The following is a 17,286-nucleotide window of genomic DNA, read 5'->3' on the forward strand; positions in this document are numbered from 1 at the left end:
GTTGGCATTGTCGGTGTCGCGGCTCAGGTCATCAACATTCTGCTGTTGTTTATCGGTATCGCGGATGGTGATGTTGCCCTCCGAGACCGCTGCCTGAGTGGTGCCCTCGGCATGGCCGTCATTGCCCAGCCCCGACAGCACCACGCCGCCCAGATTGCTCAGCAGGTCAGACCCCACCGGCCCGCCAGTGCTCAGGCTACCGCCCTGATGTTCCGCTTTAAAATCGGCTTTATTTTCAATGTCACTGAAGCCGAGCGTGCCGGTATCCAGACTGTTTTTGCTCTGGTCCGCGGTGCTGGCAATCACTGCGCCATCGAGCTGAGTGTGTTCGCCGACCGTGATATCAAAGCCGCCAGAGCCTGCAAAAATACCGGTCTGCTCCTGTACTGAGTCATAATTGCTGTGCAGCTTATCTTTACTGATGCTCAGGTTGGCAGAGCCACCGCCGCCGACCACCGCCATGCTGACACCGCCGCTGGTACTGGTCTGCTTCGCATCATAGTTATCGCTGTCTTGCTGGCTTTGCAGTAACAGGTCACGGCCGACATCCACTTTGACGGTTTCACCGCTGGCTTGCGCGCCTATCAGCGAAGTGTCACGCCCGCTGCTGAGCGACAGTGTGCCGCCTGTGTCAATCTGCGTTTCAGTCCAGAAGGTGCCGTCGCCGTGCTCATTGCCCTGACCCTTGTTGGCATTGGCAAAGATACTCAGGCCACCGCCAGCGCTACCGAACCCCAGACTGACACCCACGCTTCCGCCGCTGCTGCTGTTGCTGCCGTCGGTTTTCTGCGTGTTGGCGGCACCGAGCAACAGCACATCACGCGCCGCATCCAGGGTGGTATCGCCACCGGCTTTGAGCTGGCTGCCTTGCACCACAATATCGCCGCTGTTCGCCGAGCTGCCATCACCGGTGGCATTGATGGTCAGGTTGTTGCCCGCCGTCAGGGTCGAGCCCGTCACATTGGTCTGTTCCTGATGTTGCTGCGAGGCCGATTTTTGTGAGCCTAATGAGGCGCTGATGCCGAACATGCTGGCAGTATCGCCCCCTTGCGCCTGCACCAACTGACCTGCTTGTACCGCTTGCACACCACTGAGTGCCGCTTTCACACCTTGCAGCGCAGCCAACCGGCCATTGCTCTCTTCGCTGGCGGCTTTGGCGGTGGTGACGGCGGTATTGGCGGCGCTGCCAACCGTGCCGGACAGTGCCAGCGTCAGGCCGCTCTGTTTTTGCTCAACGGTATGGGTCTGGCTGCTTTGATTCTCCGCCGCCAAAATAGCGACGTTTTTACCGGTCAGACTGATGTCTTTACCGGCTAACACCTCAGAGCCTTGCACCGTCAGGTCTTCACCGGCGGTCATACTGACATTACCCAGCACACTGCCCACCGTGCTGCCGACGTTGCTCAGAGTCTGCGTTTTGTCAGTCGTTTTCTGGCTATTACTCCCCACCGTGACACCAATCCCACCGGTGCCCATCAGGCCGGATTTTGTCTGCTCGAACAGGTGAGACTCGCTCTCGCTCTGCTGCGCGGTGCCGACGGTGATGTTCTCTTTTGCACGCAGGTTAATATCGTTATCGGCCACCACATTACTGCCGATGACCGCGATATTTTTGCCGCTGACATCGATAGAACCCGCTGACAGCATGGAGCCGACCGCCAGCGTCTGGCTCATACTGTCTTCGGTGCGCAGGGTGGTGCTGGAGGCCAGACCTTTGCTGACGCCGGTATGATTGCGCTGCGCGTCATGTTGTTCAGTCTGGGTGGTGAGTGTGACATCGCCGCCTGCCGCCAGCTTTAGCGCACCGTCAGTTTGTACCGTACTGGCGCTGAGGGTGATGTCTTTTGCCGCCTTAAGGTTAATATCGCCTTTGGCGTTCAACTGGCTGCCGAGCAGGGTTTCATCATAGAGATCCACGGAACTGGTATGGCGCTTGCTGGAGGATTCGCCGGTGACGTGCAGGCTGTCGGTGGCCGCGCTGAGCGTAATATTCTGCGCCTGCACATCAATGGTGTTCGCATTAATGTTGGCCCCGACCGCAGTCAGATTGTTGACGTTGGCCGTCAGCGCACCACCCACGTTGACCTCGCTACCCAGATGGCGAATATGCTCGCTGGTCGAACTGCTACGGCCATCACTGGTGCTTATCTGGTCGCTGCGCTCGACGGTATTGAGCAGCCAGTCGCCGCCGGTATTGACCTGAAGATCCTGACCGACATTCACCCCCGCGCCTTGCTGGATAAAGTCGCGGGCGGTATTGATAACCGCGTTGTTACTGACATTGATACTCGCCAGTGGCCCCAGCAGGGTCTGGTTACGCAGCACTGAGCCATTGCTGCTACTGAGTTGTTCAGTGTCGGTGCGCAGGATCACATCACGGCCGCTGTCCAGTTGCAGGTTAGTGGCGTTTAGCCGCGCGCCGGTCAGGTCAATATCACTGTTGAGCGTACTGAGTTGCAGGTTATTGCCCGCGTCCAGTAAGCCGCCACGGTTATTGAGCGTGATGTCTTGCGCCATACTGATGTGCAGGTTATTGGTCGCGGTGATCGCGCCCTGATTGGTGAAACCCTGCACATTGGTTAATTCGATATTATTCGCCGCAATCAATGCGCCGTTGGCACGCAAGTCGCCCGGTTTCACGCCCGCCAGATAGACCACCGGTACCAACACGGTTTGCCCGGCGACGACACGGCTTTCCATCAGCACGATGTTACTGGTCAATGCCGCCATCTGCCCGGCACTGAGATGGGTGCCAAGGGCAAGATTGAACGCCTTGCTGTACTCAAGCCCTGCTGCAAACAGTTGCTCAAACTGCTCTTGGGCGCTGCGGTAATCACTGGAAACGGTTTTACCGGTCAACGCCAGCACCTGATCCCTTACCAGACGCTGTTCATAGGCGTTATCCCCCAGGCGTTTGAATATCACATCCGGGTCGTTATTGAGCTGCTGGAGCACGTAGTCTGAGCCACGCCAGTTATTCAGATTGGCAAATGCAGGATGGGTTTCCACCAGATAGCCGCCGCTTACCGCACGTTCAGGAGCGGAGAGACCGGTGCGATCCACGGTGGTGGACGGGGTCTTGATGCTGTCGAGGGAAAGCTCGCCTGCTGGATTTGCCGCGTAGTGGCCTTGGTCAGTGTTGAGCTGATATAGCCCTCCGCTGGGGAGTGTCAGGGAGATACCGTTAAACTCGACGGCGATGTCTTTCCCGGTACTGTCGTTTCCACTCGGTGGGGCGATGGCACCGGGGTTGGCGCCATTGTGAATAATCGTGCCACTGCCACTGACGGTTTTTGCGTTGAGACTCGAGGCGTATTGGTTGGTCGTGCGCTCCTTGACTTCAGGCCCCCAACCTTTGTTCCACAAGCCACCTTTATAGTTACGGTAATTCCACAGGCCCGTAGAGGTGGTGCGTTCGATCAGCCGTTGTGCGCTGCCCCAGCCATCCTGGTTCAGCGTAACACCTGTGAGGTCAATCTCGCCTTGCGCACTCACTTTGCTCCAGAAGTTTTCCAGCGTGCCCACCTGCGGGGTTAGGTTCCCGCCAGCCAGCAGTTGTGCTTCCGGGCTGATTTGGTCGATGCTGTTATAGGCAAGCGTCGACGTATAACTTGTGCCGATATAATCGCTATTATTTGCCCCGCCATGATCGGGTTCATGGTAGCGCCCGCCTGGAATGTCGGGTTTGTCTGCCGTCCAGTAAGCGGTGCCATTCACAGTGTTAGCCACAACAAAATCGCTATTGGCGGTGAGAATATGACGGCGATTAGTCAGTGTCGTGGCGTAAATCAACATATCTTTGCCGGATTCAATCAGGCCGGAAATGTTAAGCACCTGAGCGGCGGCCAGGTAATTGCCGCTGTTGTCCAACGCGCCTGCCAGGATAATCTTGCCCATGCCTAAAAGGGTGGTGCTTGGGGCGGTATCTGTGCGGGTGACGGTATCACTGTTTTCAATTACCGGTGCCAGTAAGGTTAAGGTGCCGTTTTCATCTGTCGCCCCGATCAGGGCTTTCGGCCCCGAATTGGTGATGCGTTCTCGCGCCTTAAGTGTGGCGTCAGCCCCAATGAGGGTGCCGGTGTTGAATAGCGTGTGGGAGTCGGTATCAAGCCGACCGCGGGTTAAAATTTCGCCACGGTTAAGCAGCGCACCCGCCGCAGTGAGGCGGGCTTGCGTTGCACTGATATTGCCGTTATTCAGTAAACTGGCCGAGTGGGTGCTGAGTTTGCCGCCCGCCACTAATTGCCCGTCGTTGGTTAACGCGCCGTCAGTGCTCAAGGTTAAATCACGCCCGGCCTGAAGTGTCGATCCGGCCTGGTTACTGAAATCACTCTGTAAACCAATGGCCAGATCCTGACTGGCGGTAATTTTGCCTGCGCTGCTGTCAAACCGACCAAGGTGCAACGCGATATTATTCGCCGTCAGTGCGCCGCCCTGGTTATTGAGCGTTTGCCCGGCGTTTGCACCGGCATTAATGGTAAGGGTGCCAAGGGAGATGATATTGGCGCGCTGTGTGCTGACATCGCCACTGTGGGCGGTGATGTTCATCTCGCGGGCTTGCGTGTGGCTGCCCGTCAGATCAACCCGGCTGCCGGTTAACGTCATGGCACCGGCGGCGAGGGTTTGCCCTTGCGCATTCAAATCCTGACCGGTTACCACCCTCAGGTCACCGGTATCCGTCAGACGGCCATTACTCTGTACGCCAGCCGCTAATAGACTGCCGCTGTCGCTATCAAGGCGCTGCGCTTGTATGGCCACGTTACCTTTGGAGAGCAGGGTGCCTGCGCGGTTATCCAGATAGCCGGCCAGATTGAGGGTGAAATCGGTGATACCGGTTTGTGCTATCACCCCGCCGAGATTGGAGAGTGCCTGTGCGGTGAGCGTTATCTGCTCAGCAATCAGGCTGGCCTTATCGCTGCGCAGCAGGGCGGTTGTACTGGCAGACAACTGAGTCACTGCTTTAACCACCGCCTGCGTTAAGGTGATATCCCCCGATTTCGCCACCAAGGTGATGGCATTGGCCTGAGTCTGGCTAGCGGTTAAATCAAGCAGGCTACCTGACAGCGCCAATGCACCCGCCGCGATATTTTGCCCTTGCGCTATCAAGGCGTGCTGGGTGCTGACCGTCAAATCACCGTGGCTGCTTCGACTACCATCGGCTTTCAAACCCGCCGCTATCAGAGATGGAGTGCTGCTGAGTAAGTCGTTGGCACTCAGTTGGAGGTTGCCAAGTGCGGCAATGGAGCCACTGTTAACGACACTCCCGCCAGACTGCCACTGTAGTGCGCCTTGGCTATAAACCGAGCCGCTGTTAACCGCGTTGCCGTGCGTAATCAGTTCGCTGTTGCCTGCGCTATACAGGCTGCCGCTGTTATCCAGATAACCTTCTGCCCGCAGGTGGACGTTGCCATTGGCAGCGTACAGCTTGCCCTGGTTGGTTAGATTACCGTTGATGGACAACTGCATCTGGTCACCGGCCGCGTACAGCGTGCCACTGTTGTTAAGCTCGCCCTGCGTTGATAACAGCATATCCCCGCGCGTTTGCATCACACCGTGGTTCGCCAGATTGCCGGTGGTGGTGAACGTCAGTTGCTGTTCGGTGTAAATTTCACCGTGGTTCTCAGCATTGCCGTTAACAGTGAATTGCCCAGTACCGGTGGCATAGAGCGTGCCGCTGTTAAACAGGTTATCGGTGCTCAAGGACACATCCCGTCCAGCCAGCAGGGCGCTGCTGCTTCCGCTATTGCTGATACTGAGCGCGGTGAGCTGCATATCCCGCCCGGCTTCCAGTTTATACTGGTTAATCAGTGCGCCAGTAGAGTTGAACACCAGATCGCGCCCCGCCGTTAAACGCGCACCGGCCTGATGAGTGACATCACTTTGCAGGCGTATCCGCAGGTCAGTTGCTGCTGCAATCTCCCCCTGGCTGTTATCCAGTTTGGCCAGATTGAGCTGGATATTATCGGCATGTAATTTGCCGCCGCGGTTATTCAGGGTTTGTTCCGGGTTAGCCGCCGCAGTAATCGAGAGCTTGCCGGGGGTGAGCACGGTCGCCCCACGGGTTGATACATCACCGTCGCGTGCCGTGAGGGTGATAGTGCTGGCGCGAGTCTGGCTGCCGGTGAGGTCAACACGGCTGCCGGTGAGCGTCATGGCGCCCACGGCCACATTCTGCCCCTGAGCTATCAAGGCTTGCCGCGTAGCGACATTAAGCTCTCCACTCGGGGCCAGTTTGCCATCACGTTGTACACCCGCGCCGAGCAGACTGCCGCTGTCGCTATCAAGGCGCTCGGCCTGCACCGCCACATTGCCTTTAGACAGCAGGGTACCGCCCCGGTTATCCAGATAACCCGGCAGATTCAGGTTGAAATCTGTGGTGCCGGTTTGGGCTATCACGCCGCCAACATTGGAGAGCGACTGTGCGCTAAGCGTGACTTGATCCGCAACCAGATTGGCGTTATCGGTACGTAACGCCGAAGCGGTAGAAGCAGATAAACGCTCACTGGCAGACAGGGTCGCGCCGCTCAGATCGATAGCCCCACCTTGCGCGGTGAGTGTCAGATCACGGCTTTGAGTTTGGCTGCCTCCCAGATCGATGCTGTGCGCGTTGAGATTCTGCGCCGTACCACTGACATTTTTCCCGTGGGCGATTAACTGCCCACTGGCATCAATGCGCAGTGTGCCACTGCTAATGGCGCTGTTATCGGTCTTAACGCCCGCGCCCAACACCGAGTTGCGGCTGCTGTTTACCTCCGCCGCGCGGATCGTGGTGTCACCCGCAGCCGCGATTGTGCCACTGTTACTGAGCTTACCTGCCGTGGAGAGCTGGGTATTATCCTTCGCATAAAGCACACCCGAGTTGTCGATGTCAGAGGCGGTATTCACCGCCAGGTGTGTCGCACTGTTGATCTGGCCGCTGTTTATCAGCATACCGCTGGCGGTGAGGGTTATCTCGCCCGCTGAAGCGCCTATCTCGCCTGCGTTGCGCACCCCGACACCGCTTTCAGTGCCAATCAGGCGGATTTTACCGGCGTACATACCACCCAAACTCGCCACATCCACGGCCAGGCCCGGGTGGACGCTGCCATCGGCGGCTTTGGCGTTAATGTTCTGGTGCGCGGCATCCACCTGATTGCGTCCGGCGGTGACTTTCAGGTCATTAGCCCAGATACCGGCATTCACTTTAACCGAACGGGCGATCAGGTCGGTATGATCCTGACGGCTGCTGTCCAGACCTTTGCCCTGAATAACAATCTCACCCCGATCCACATCAAAGCCGGTGAGCTGGCCGTTATTGAGCTGTGCCTGACCGGTGGTTAAGGTCGCGCGGTTGGCGTTGATAAAGCCGCAGCCCTCACAGGTAATGCCGGCCGGGTTGGCAATCACCACCTGCGCCTGGCGACCAGCCACTTCGATATAGCCGTTAAGCTGACTTGGGTCACGGCTGTTGACTTCGTTGAGGATAATACTGGCTTCACCGCGCGCCAGCGATGGGTTACCGTTAACAAAACCGCCGAGCTGGGTCTGGTTGATACCCTGACCGTTATTGAGGATCACGCCGCGATTATCGACATCGAACTGGCTGTAAACGTTGCGTGAAACGCCGCCACTGCCCGGTGTCTGGATATTCACCTGTGGCGTGCCGTTGGCGCTGTTGATGATGGTCGGCTGCTGATTTCCCGGCGCACTGCCATCGGCGACAATAGTGGCCTGAGCGGATAGTGAGACGCAGCCCAGCGCCAGTAACAGACTAAAACTCAGCGGCGATAATGCACTGATACGGCGGTGCTGGGTATGGCCGATACCTGACGATGGCGACGAGGCGGCACGGCCGGAGGCGGCGATATCCGCGACTACCATCAACAGGCCACGCGCTTTGTTGAACACGATACGGTACAGATTCTTATTCATGACTCATCCCAGAGAGTAAGGCGCTAATCGGGCGCATCAGTATTGCCAGTTCAGGTTAAAGCCCAGCGTTACCGCATCGGTTTTGAAGCCATCGGGCTTGGACAGCGGTTTGCCGGCAAACAGGTCATAGCGGGTACGGAGCACGTTGCCGCGCACACCGACGACACTGCCCGCCAGATGGTGGCCGAGCAGATAAGGGTCACTGCGCCCGCCGACCTCACCGTAATCCACGCCGACATACAGTTCATGCCCCGGCAGCGGGGTGTACCAGCCGAGATCATTGCGCACCGTCCAGCCGCGATCGGCATTTAGTGTGCGTTCGCCGTCAAAACCGCGTACCGACCAGCGGCCGCCGATGGCGAACTGATCCTGTGGTGTCAGTGGCGTATTGGTGCTTTGGCGCTGGTATTGCAGGTTGTAATGGAGGTTTTGCGCCAGAATCTTAAACGGGATATCCAGTTGCGCATTCAGCCGCAGAATTTTGCTCAGGGCGGTGGCGTCACCGATATATTCTTCCTGCGCGGGCATGGCACCGAACCAGCGGGTACCGCGCTGGTAGCTGATACCCGCATCCAGTGTCGCCTGCGAGATAAAGTGGCGATGTTGTAGCCCAAGACGCCAGGCCGAGGTGCGGCGGCGTTGCACTTCCACTTCGGTGTCATTGACATAGTTTTTCGACGAGCGGGTCAGCACATCGTAGGTAAAGGTGGTTTTTTGGCTGGCATTGCGGTGTAACAGGCGGCTGAGTTGCAGCGTGACATTTTCACTGTCACCCCGGTAGCTGTAGTCACCATTCAGGCCCGCCACCGTCTGGTGGTAGTCATAGCTGCTGGCGGTGATGCCTGCTGTCCAGTAACCCAATGGCAGCGAGTAGTGGCCGGTCAGGTTATTGGTGCCTTTCTCGCCGCGATTTTTTAGTGAGCCACCGGCAGAGACATAAAACAGGTCACTCAGTGAAAGCGGATTATCGAGAAACAGGGTTGCGCCGCCTTGATAACGGCCAGTGCTGCGGGTGCCAGAGTCATCCAGTGAGGCCGCCAGCCGCCACATTTTGCTCTGTTGCCATTTCAGGGCGATATCGGTCTCTCCAGGGGCAGATCCGGGGATCAACTCCATGCTGGCTTGCACCGTAGGGACGCGCTGTAGGTTCTCCAGCCCTTGTTCAATATCACGTAAATCTAACAAGTTACCGGGGCGGGCGGGGAAGGCGCTGAACAGCGTGACATAACGGTCACTGCCGGGCGTCAGCTCAACATGGCGTATTGTGCCGGGCACGACGTGTAATGCCAGTGTGCCGCTGTTCAAATCCTGCTGCGGGGCCAGCACGCGGGTGGTGACATAACCGTGATCCACCAGGCGATTTTGTAACTGGCTCATCAACAGGTTAATGCCTTTTGCCCCCAAACACTGGCCTTGCGCCTGATCAGCGAGCCGTTGCAGGGGCAACCAGCGGGGTAATGGTTCAGTGCCACTGATTGTTATACGATCAATAACAAAGCAGGGTTTTTCAACGGGGAAGGAAAGCCGGCCAAAGGAGGCTGAAGGCGCAGATAAGCGTACATCCGGTGTCGACGCAGCCAAACGCTCTTCCAAGGCTCGTTGCCGTTCCTGTTGGTGGATACTCTGTTGAACAGGGGCTAATTCCGCGCCAATACTGGATAACGGAATAGTCAATGCTGACGATAATATGCCAGCTATTAATATGAAATAATAAGAACGCAGCACGCAAAAAGCCCTTCTCCAATATTTTGGATATTAAAGTGTAAAATAATTTTTCAGCAGTATGCCTTTAAATTAACCGCTTACAATGGTTTTCTTAAATTTGTAGGAAAATACAGGAAATGCCACTCACTATTGTAGGAATAAGCCTACAATTAAATTAAAATTCGTGAGCGATGTCTTGTTTATTGCAATTGTTTTTGAGGCCAATATGGAAATAAAAAGATAGCACCCAAAATAAAAGCCCCTCAGAGGAGAGGCTGACAAAATTAGAACCGCAGACGGAAACCAATATTAGCCGTTACCGGTGTTTCAATTTTTGAACCATTGAGATAATCCACTTCGGCAAAAATGGCAGTATTACTGGCAACAGAGGCATCAACGCCCACGCCATATTTACCGACATTACCGGAGAAATTATTATCGAAGCCAATATCGTTAATTGCAACGGTATTAGTTTTGATAAATTCACGAGCAATAGCCAGTTTAATATATGGTTTGATCGCCATTTGATTCAGAGTATAAGAGGCCGCCAATATTGTCCCTAACTCACCTTGCACACTGTCTGCTTTCGCCACGTCCGCAGCCATGCCGTTACTGAGAGTATAATCTGCGCTGCCAATACGTGAATAACTCACTTTACCATACGGTTCCAGTACCAGATTGGCATAAACAGGTAATTGATAACCACTTTCTAGTGAGCCGGTAAACGCATTCTGGCTGTATTCCGCCCGCGCGCTTTGCGTACTCAGCTCATTATTAAAACGGTTAGCTTTCAATACGGTATCGACATAGAACCCACTTTGATCCAAATAGGTTAGGTAGAGGCCGCCACTGTAACTGCGAATATCACCATTGGTTCCTGCGCTGTGAGTGGCTTTGACATCGGATGAACTGTAGCCGGTAAATGCTCCGATCAGTATATTACCCCGGCTCAACCCCAATTGCTTATCTGCTCCGATCTCCATGCCGCTCAAGGTATTCTTGAAAGAAATATTTTTATTGTCAGACAACCGGCTGTCATCGGTAAGATAACGCGCCCAAACGCCGACGGTGCCATCAGCATCGGTTTTCAACTCGCCCTGGCGCTGGCGCAAGGTACTTAATTCCGCATTCAGGATATGCCGTGGTGCTGCTGCCATATTCAGCACACCTTGCGCCGCAGAGCTGAGCACGGGAACCGCCAGATTCAGTGTTGTTCCGGGAAGACCCGCGGTGTTGGTGGCTAAATACCAGTCGGTGCTACCCTTGGTTTCCTGGCCATATAGCCCATATTGGTAAACGCCTAAATCTACCACTCCGCCTGCATTAAGTAAGCGAAATTGGGCATTACCGCTATTAACATGCACTAATGCCAGGCTGTTGGCGGATAGCGGCTCTTTACCGCTGTCCTCAACGGTAATACCAAAGTGGCCGGTGGCTTGCTGAGACACCGTAATAAAATCCCCGGTACTGCTGGCAAGTTGGGTTGTCATCTTAAAGTTACCCTGACCTGACAGGTTCTCTATCTCCAGTCGGTTAAATTGCCCGCCAGCAGAATAGGGCATCAGGTTGATACCCCCCCCTTGCATAGTCACATTGTTGATTCGGGTAACCAGCACTGGCCCCAAGGTTGCCGGTGGGGAAACAGGCACCACAGTCGTGCCTACCCAGGAAGGGCCAATCTCGACCAGGCCAGCTACATTGATATTTTCGATGGTGACATTGGCGGGTAGGGCGGGATTGTGGGTGGTCACATCACTGGTATATAAATCGTTATTGGTAATAAAAAGTTCTGCACCCGCCGCGATATTGAGATAACCTTTCGACTGGCTATTGAGTCCCAGAGTCATATAACCGCCATCATTAATTTGGTTATTTGTCACGACCCCTGCTGTTTTAACCTCAAGTAACCCGCCCTGATTAACAATGGTTCCGGTTGCAAAAGCATTGGTAACCTGCAACCAACCGCTATCATCCACGGTGGTATTATTGGCTGTCCCGGCACTGCTCCCGTTGGTGACAGTAATTGCGGCTCTCATCATTATTCCATTATTGGTGGAGCCATAAACCCAGCCATTATTAATGACGCCACCGTTACGCACAATTTGCCCGCCAGTATTGATGACTTCATTGTTGACGGTTATTCCCTCTACAATTGGCGTAAATGCCAATACCTGAACAGGTAATGTGACCAAAGACAGACTAATTGCTCCGGCCAATAATGTTTTGTCCATAAAACCTCAAAAGATTAAATGTAATGAAATGATGTCATATCACTCATTGCAAAAAGAGACGAACCGCCGTTGACACGGTTTGATATTCATGTTTATCAGCGGTGATATTTTTTGAATAAATACCCCGATACTCAATGCGGTAGAATATCTAGGGTTATTTACTCCGCTAGAGAAATATTAATGTGTATTTTTTAGCATGTTGAGAGTAGCACAGTTAAACCGTTAGCAATCATAAGATTAAAGGTATTTTCTTGGTGGTTTTTGACAAGTAATAAAGCAAGTTTAATGTGCGCAAGAATAGTCTTGACTTAAATCAAGATTATTCTTGATAAATAATGTCGAATTTATTTTTTCGCAATAAGCCGGGTTAACCGGTTTCCGTTGTGTATGGGGCTGTTGGCATAACACACAGCAATAAGCTCTGCTTGGTTAGGGTTATTACAATTGTTTTTTCAGAAAACACATCATGTCGCTATTGGTTCCTTATTGGAACCAATAGTGGAGAATTAATTCAATAATATTGACCGATTATTCCTGTTAGGATTTTCCGTATGACAAGATTCGTACACAGCAGATGTATGGGTCATACAACTTTGGATATCAGGAAATATCATGAGCAATATTCTGGTACTTAAATCCAGCATTATGGGTGATAACTCACAAACTAACATGCTGATAGACACTTTTCTGGTGTCGCGACAGGATAATGGTTTTGTCGATACGATTACTGAACATGATCTTACAACGATGGATCTACCGGTGCTGAATAGCGAAATTTTTACTGCGCTGCGGGCTGGGAATAACTTGAATGAACATTTACGTAGCGTGGTCGCTCTCTCTGATTCATTAATTGTTGAGCTAAAGGAGAGTGATATGGTGGTTATTGGTGCGCCTATGTATAACTTAAATGTTCCAACACAACTAAAAAACTGGTTTGATCTGATCGCCCGCGCAGACATCACCTTTAAATATACCGAATCTTATCCTATAGGGTTGATTGAGGGGGTAAGTGCCGTGATTATAAGTTCCAGCGGGGGCATTCATGTTAATCAGAAAACTGATGCAGTGACACCTTATTTGCAAGCTGTGCTGGGTCTGATAGGTATCACAGATGTAGAGTTTGTATACGCAGAAGGTATGGATATGCGGCCTTATGGCCGTGCGAAAGGACTTGCTGATGCTCGCATCAGAATAGCATCTCTTGTGGGATAGCCCCCTGTTGGCGGCGTAAACATCACTTCAGGGGATGAGTTGGCGCTTCCACCACCGCCATACGCTCTGGCAAGTCGCTTACCAACTTGTCCACGGCAAGCCTGACTTTCAGCGGCAAGTGCGGTGTCCTGGGCCATATTGCATAGATTGGCCAGATATCGTCGGAGGTGATGCTTTGGATCTGTTTTAAACGCCCGTCAACTAACAGCTCGCGTACCAGCCAGTAAGGGAGCCAGGCAATCCCCGCACCAGAAACTGCGGCATTAGTCACCGCCTGCATGTCATCCATCATCAGTTTTGCATTTGGAATGAATTCCTTTTTGGTGCCCGTCTTATCCCTGAACTGCCATCGTTGAACTTTCCTTGATCTAATATAGGCCACTGCCGCATGAAGATTCAGTTCCTCTGCGGTTTGTGGTTCGCCACATCGGTTGAGGTAATCAGGTGCGGCACAGTAAATCATTCTGTGTTCAGACAGTTTTCTCGCGATTAAGCTGCTGCTATCAGGTAAAGCCCCAATTCGAATTGCCAAATCAAACCCTTCCTCGACCAGATCAACAGCCCGATCGCTGAAAGAGATTTCAAGTTTAAGCTTGGGATGTGTATCAGCAAATAGTGTAAGCAGTGGTGCTATACAGAGATGGCCGAATAGCACCGGTACTGAAACACGTAGCCGCCCACAGACCTCAAACTTCCCATCGTTAAGAATCTCTTCGACAAGGCAGATTTCATTCAGCGCTCTCTGGCAGTATTCGTGATATAGCGTACCTTCATCCGTCATACTCAGGCTGCGAGTTGTCCGGTGAAACAGTGCCACGCCCAATTTTGCTTCAAGTCGCGCGATTATTTTAGTAACTGCGGATCGCGTCAGATGCAATTTCTCTGCCGCGCGTGAAAAACTGCCTGCTTCGGCGACCGTGACAAATACAGGTATGCTATTGAGTTCACTCTTCATTACATCGCTATCCCAGGACACTGCCAGATAGGAATATTAACGGCACTTACAACTATTTGGAAAATAAAATCTGTCTCAATTTGGTGCCCATAATTAATGGTAAAAAAAATAGCACTACAGATTCTTATCGAGCGGAGTGATGATGATAGCGAATGGGCTTATTGAGTAATAAGATTTATGAGTTATGGCGCTGATGAGCGGCTCCCCTTTGGCAAGTTGACCTTGCTCTACAGGTGGAGCCGTAAATTATAGATGGGTTTCCCCGATGTTGCCCTGGTGAGGCGAAATCAACATTTGCAGACAGAGCGGTACAAACAGATAACATTCACGAGATAAGTTGGTATTTTTTAACTCTGTCACAATCAATATAGACACTCAGCACCATAACTGGAACGGGTGAAAACCACTCTTGTAACACTTTAAGAAAAGTGATATTACAAATGGTTTGGTTTAATTAATTTAGTTGCAACCTTAATTATTTACATGCAAGGGTATATTTCAGAATGAACATTAATGTGACAGATGCGCCTAACCCGCAAGATGAAGAGTTCGTGATTGACAGCCTCTGGGCTCATAATAATAAAACAGAAGTCGTGGACATTCATCCGTTATTCTTAACGGTTACAGGCGATGATGGGAAAATCGTGGCAGGATTAGTCGCCAGAACCTGGTGGGGTGGCCTTGAAGTTCAATATCTTTGGGTAAGTGACGAATATCGTAAAAGTGGCTATGGCCGCCACTTAATGGAAAAAGCTGAAGAAGAAGCCCTGAAACGCGGCTGCCATATGGCTTATGTCGATACCTTCGATTTTCAGGCCAGAGGCTTTTATGAAAAATTAGGTTATCGCATTTATGGCAATTTAGGCGGATATGCCAAAAAGCATACACGACACTATTTGGCGAAAGAAATCTAACCTATTCTTGAGCGGCGAGGTTGTAATGGATTTGCCCGATAAAAATAATGAAATTTATTTCAAGGGCCTTATTGCCATGATGGAGCACTTAAGTGAGCCGTGGGGCATAAAAGATCTGTATTCCCGCCATATTTATATGAATAAGGCTGCTTACCTTTATACCAATACGCCGCTGAGTTTTGACATCGAAGGTAAGATGGATGATGAGTTTCCCGCCCACTGGGCTGAATTCTCCCCTGAGTTTATCGAGCATGATAAAAGAACCGAGGAGTCTCAGGATCGCGTTACAGTAATAGAGACACATTATTGGTATGGTAAAGACACGCTACAGCCTTTTATCAGTGAAAAACTGCCTATTTATAACGATAAAAAAGAAGTTATCGGCGTTATGTGGAGCGCCAAACCACTGAATAGTTTATCCCCGCTTAAATATATCAACCAACAAAAACCCAGCATCCTGACAACTGAAATTAATAGTAAGACATTTACCCGTGCTGAACTTGACGTTATATTTTTAATGCTACAAAGGCTTTCCGTTAAAGAAATTGCGAAAATATATAATATCAGTACTAAAACAATAGAAAACAGAATATATACAATTTACCAAAAATCTGATGTCCACACGTTGCAGCAGTTTGAGGAGTTTTGCAAATTTGCGCACTTGGATAATTATATTCCTGACCGCCTGGTGGCAAAAGGAATCCAGTTTATCTGAATAACAAGGAATACTGCATTGTGATTAAAATTGAAGATTATCCATTGAGCCGAGTGCCACAGGATAAAAGGGTTTCATTTTTAAGCGTTGCTATCGTTCATATGGGCATGTTGACCGCACTTGATCAATTTATGCTTGGTGCTGTACTCGGTAATTCTATGACTCTGGTTGACGCATTTACCGCGATTCTCATCGGCAGCATCATCTTTGGCGTGGTCACCTACGGCCTTGGGCTGGCGGGAATGCGCGAAGGGATCTCCGGCAGTCTGTTGGCGCGTTGGTGCGGCTTTGGACGTTTGGGGTCGGTGCTGATCGGGATTGTGGTGGCCGTGAGTCTGCTGGGCTGGTTTGGTATACAAAATGCCATTTTCGCTAAATCCCTGGATTTCGCTTTGGGCCACACGCTCGGCTTTGGCTGGGCAGCGGCCTTGTCAGGCGGCTTTTTGACGGTACTGGTCGCGTTTGGTTTCAAGGCATTGCGTATTGCTGCCAGGATAGCCGTACCCATGTTTATTATACTGGTGGCTTATATCTCCATTAGTACTTTATCTGGTCATAACCTTCCTGAAATCATGCAGTTATTACCCCCTGGCGACCCTCTTTCTATTAGCGCCGGTATCACTATCGTCGTGGGGGGAGCGATTGTGGCAAGCCTGATGACTCCTGACCTAACACGTTATTCCAAAAATGGTAAACATGTACTGGGCGTGACCATTTTTACCATTGTTGCCGGGGAGTTTGTGGTTAACGGGTTGGCTATCCTGATTGCTAAAACACTCGGTACCGCAGATGTTGTCACCATTATGGCTCAGGCTGCGGGGGGAGCGGGGCTGTTAGTCGTCGTGTTTTCAACATTAAGGGTTAACGACCTTAACCTCTACTCTTCTTCACTGGGTATCGTCAATGCGGTCGAAGGGTTTACCGGTAAGAAGCTGAAATATATTTCAACTACGTTGGTTATTGGTATTCTGGGAACCACGCTTTCTGTATTGGGTATTTTAGACCGGTTTGTTGATTTTCTCACCGTACTGGGCGTGGTATTTCCACCGATTATTGGCATCATGCTGGTGGATTACTATGTGTTGCGATCTCATCGTAAAATCCTGGATAAGAGCCGGTTAGAAGGGAAATTACCTGATGAAACACAAACTCCCACGATTGGTTGGGTTGCTATTGTCGCCAGTATTGTCGGCAGTATTATTGGCTTAGTGACCGAGTGGGGAATTCCAACTATCAATTCGTTGTTTGCCGCCAGTCTGATATATTGGTTATTTAAAGTGGCAGTCAGTCGCAATAAGAAATCAGTAGAGTCGGAAAAAACGGTTTAATATTATTCCGAATTGCTCACTTCTCGATCTGAGAGGAGTGGGCATAAAGTTGATTTATTATTATCATTTCGCTGTATATTAAATGCAAGGCGGTTTTTTATCGCCTTCAGTGGATAATGTCACTGATGTCTGCTCTTGATAAGGCTAAGTAAGCACTGATAGAAATAACCTGATTACTATATGGAATTCACAATATCAATCCATATGCTTCATCTCTGCTGTAATAAATATAAGTTCTTAACCTAATTATATGGTTGATTGAAAAGATCACCTTGTAACACTTTATTAAAGGTGATATTAGGATAGAGGGAATTCG

General features: G+C 51.5%; 8 protein-coding genes. 4 read left to right on the forward strand and 4 right to left on the reverse strand.

The features are described from left to right. From YALDO0001_RS07950 to YALDO0001_RS07960, 3 genes are all read right to left on the reverse strand, one after another. The coding region (locus YALDO0001_RS07950; RefSeq protein WP_004701776.1) for a hemagglutinin repeat-containing protein at nucleotides 1-7,911 on the reverse strand (7,911 nt) is incomplete at its 3' end. 36 nt (nucleotides 7,912-7,947) lie between these two features. After that, the gene (locus YALDO0001_RS07955) at nucleotides 7,948-9,636 is read right to left on the reverse strand and encodes a ShlB/FhaC/HecB family hemolysin secretion/activation protein (protein WP_004701777.1); all 1,689 of its coding nucleotides are present in this window, start codon (nucleotides 9,634-9,636) and stop codon (nucleotides 7,948-7,950) included. A gap of 263 nt (nucleotides 9,637-9,899) precedes the next feature. Then, nucleotides 9,900-11,846: an autotransporter outer membrane beta-barrel domain-containing protein gene (locus tag YALDO0001_RS07960; RefSeq protein WP_004701780.1), complete on the reverse strand. Its 1,947-nt coding sequence runs from the start codon at nucleotides 11,844-11,846 to the stop codon at nucleotides 9,900-9,902. Nucleotides 11,847-12,458: 612 nt separating this feature from the next. On the opposite strand from YALDO0001_RS07960, the gene YALDO0001_RS07965 reads away from it, so the two are divergent. Continuing rightward, entirely contained in the window at nucleotides 12,459-13,058 is a 600-nt protein-coding gene (locus YALDO0001_RS07965) for an NAD(P)H-dependent oxidoreductase (RefSeq protein WP_004701782.1), read from the forward strand. A 22-nt stretch (nucleotides 13,059-13,080) separates the two neighbouring features. Here YALDO0001_RS07965 and YALDO0001_RS07970 read toward each other — a convergent pair whose 3' ends face one another. Continuing rightward, the gene (locus YALDO0001_RS07970; protein WP_042839574.1) at nucleotides 13,081-14,013 is read right to left on the reverse strand and encodes a LysR family transcriptional regulator; all 933 of its coding nucleotides are present in this window, start codon (nucleotides 14,011-14,013) and stop codon (nucleotides 13,081-13,083) included. Between the two features lie 503 nt (nucleotides 14,014-14,516). Between YALDO0001_RS07970 and YALDO0001_RS07975 the strand changes: the two genes are divergently transcribed. The 3 genes from YALDO0001_RS07975 to YALDO0001_RS07985 are packed head-to-tail and all read left to right on the forward strand — an operon-like array spanning nucleotide 14,517 to nucleotide 16,970. Beyond that, the gene (locus tag YALDO0001_RS07975) at nucleotides 14,517-14,927 is read left to right on the forward strand and encodes a GNAT family N-acetyltransferase (protein WP_004701786.1); all 411 of its coding nucleotides are present in this window, start codon (nucleotides 14,517-14,519) and stop codon (nucleotides 14,925-14,927) included. Nucleotides 14,928-14,952: 25 nt separating this feature from the next. After that, a complete protein-coding gene (locus tag YALDO0001_RS07980) occupies nucleotides 14,953-15,642 on the forward strand; it encodes a helix-turn-helix transcriptional regulator (protein ID WP_004701788.1) in 690 nt (229 codons plus the stop codon). A 20-nt stretch (nucleotides 15,643-15,662) separates the two neighbouring features. Continuing rightward, a complete protein-coding gene (locus YALDO0001_RS07985) occupies nucleotides 15,663-16,970 on the forward strand; it encodes a cytosine permease (protein ID WP_004701791.1) in 1,308 nt (435 codons plus the stop codon). Nucleotides 16,971-17,286 lie beyond the last annotated feature (316 nt).

It is taken from the genome of Yersinia aldovae ATCC 35236 (assembly GCF_000173735.1).
GTDB classification, from domain to species: domain Bacteria; phylum Pseudomonadota; class Gammaproteobacteria; order Enterobacterales; family Enterobacteriaceae; genus Yersinia; species Yersinia aldovae.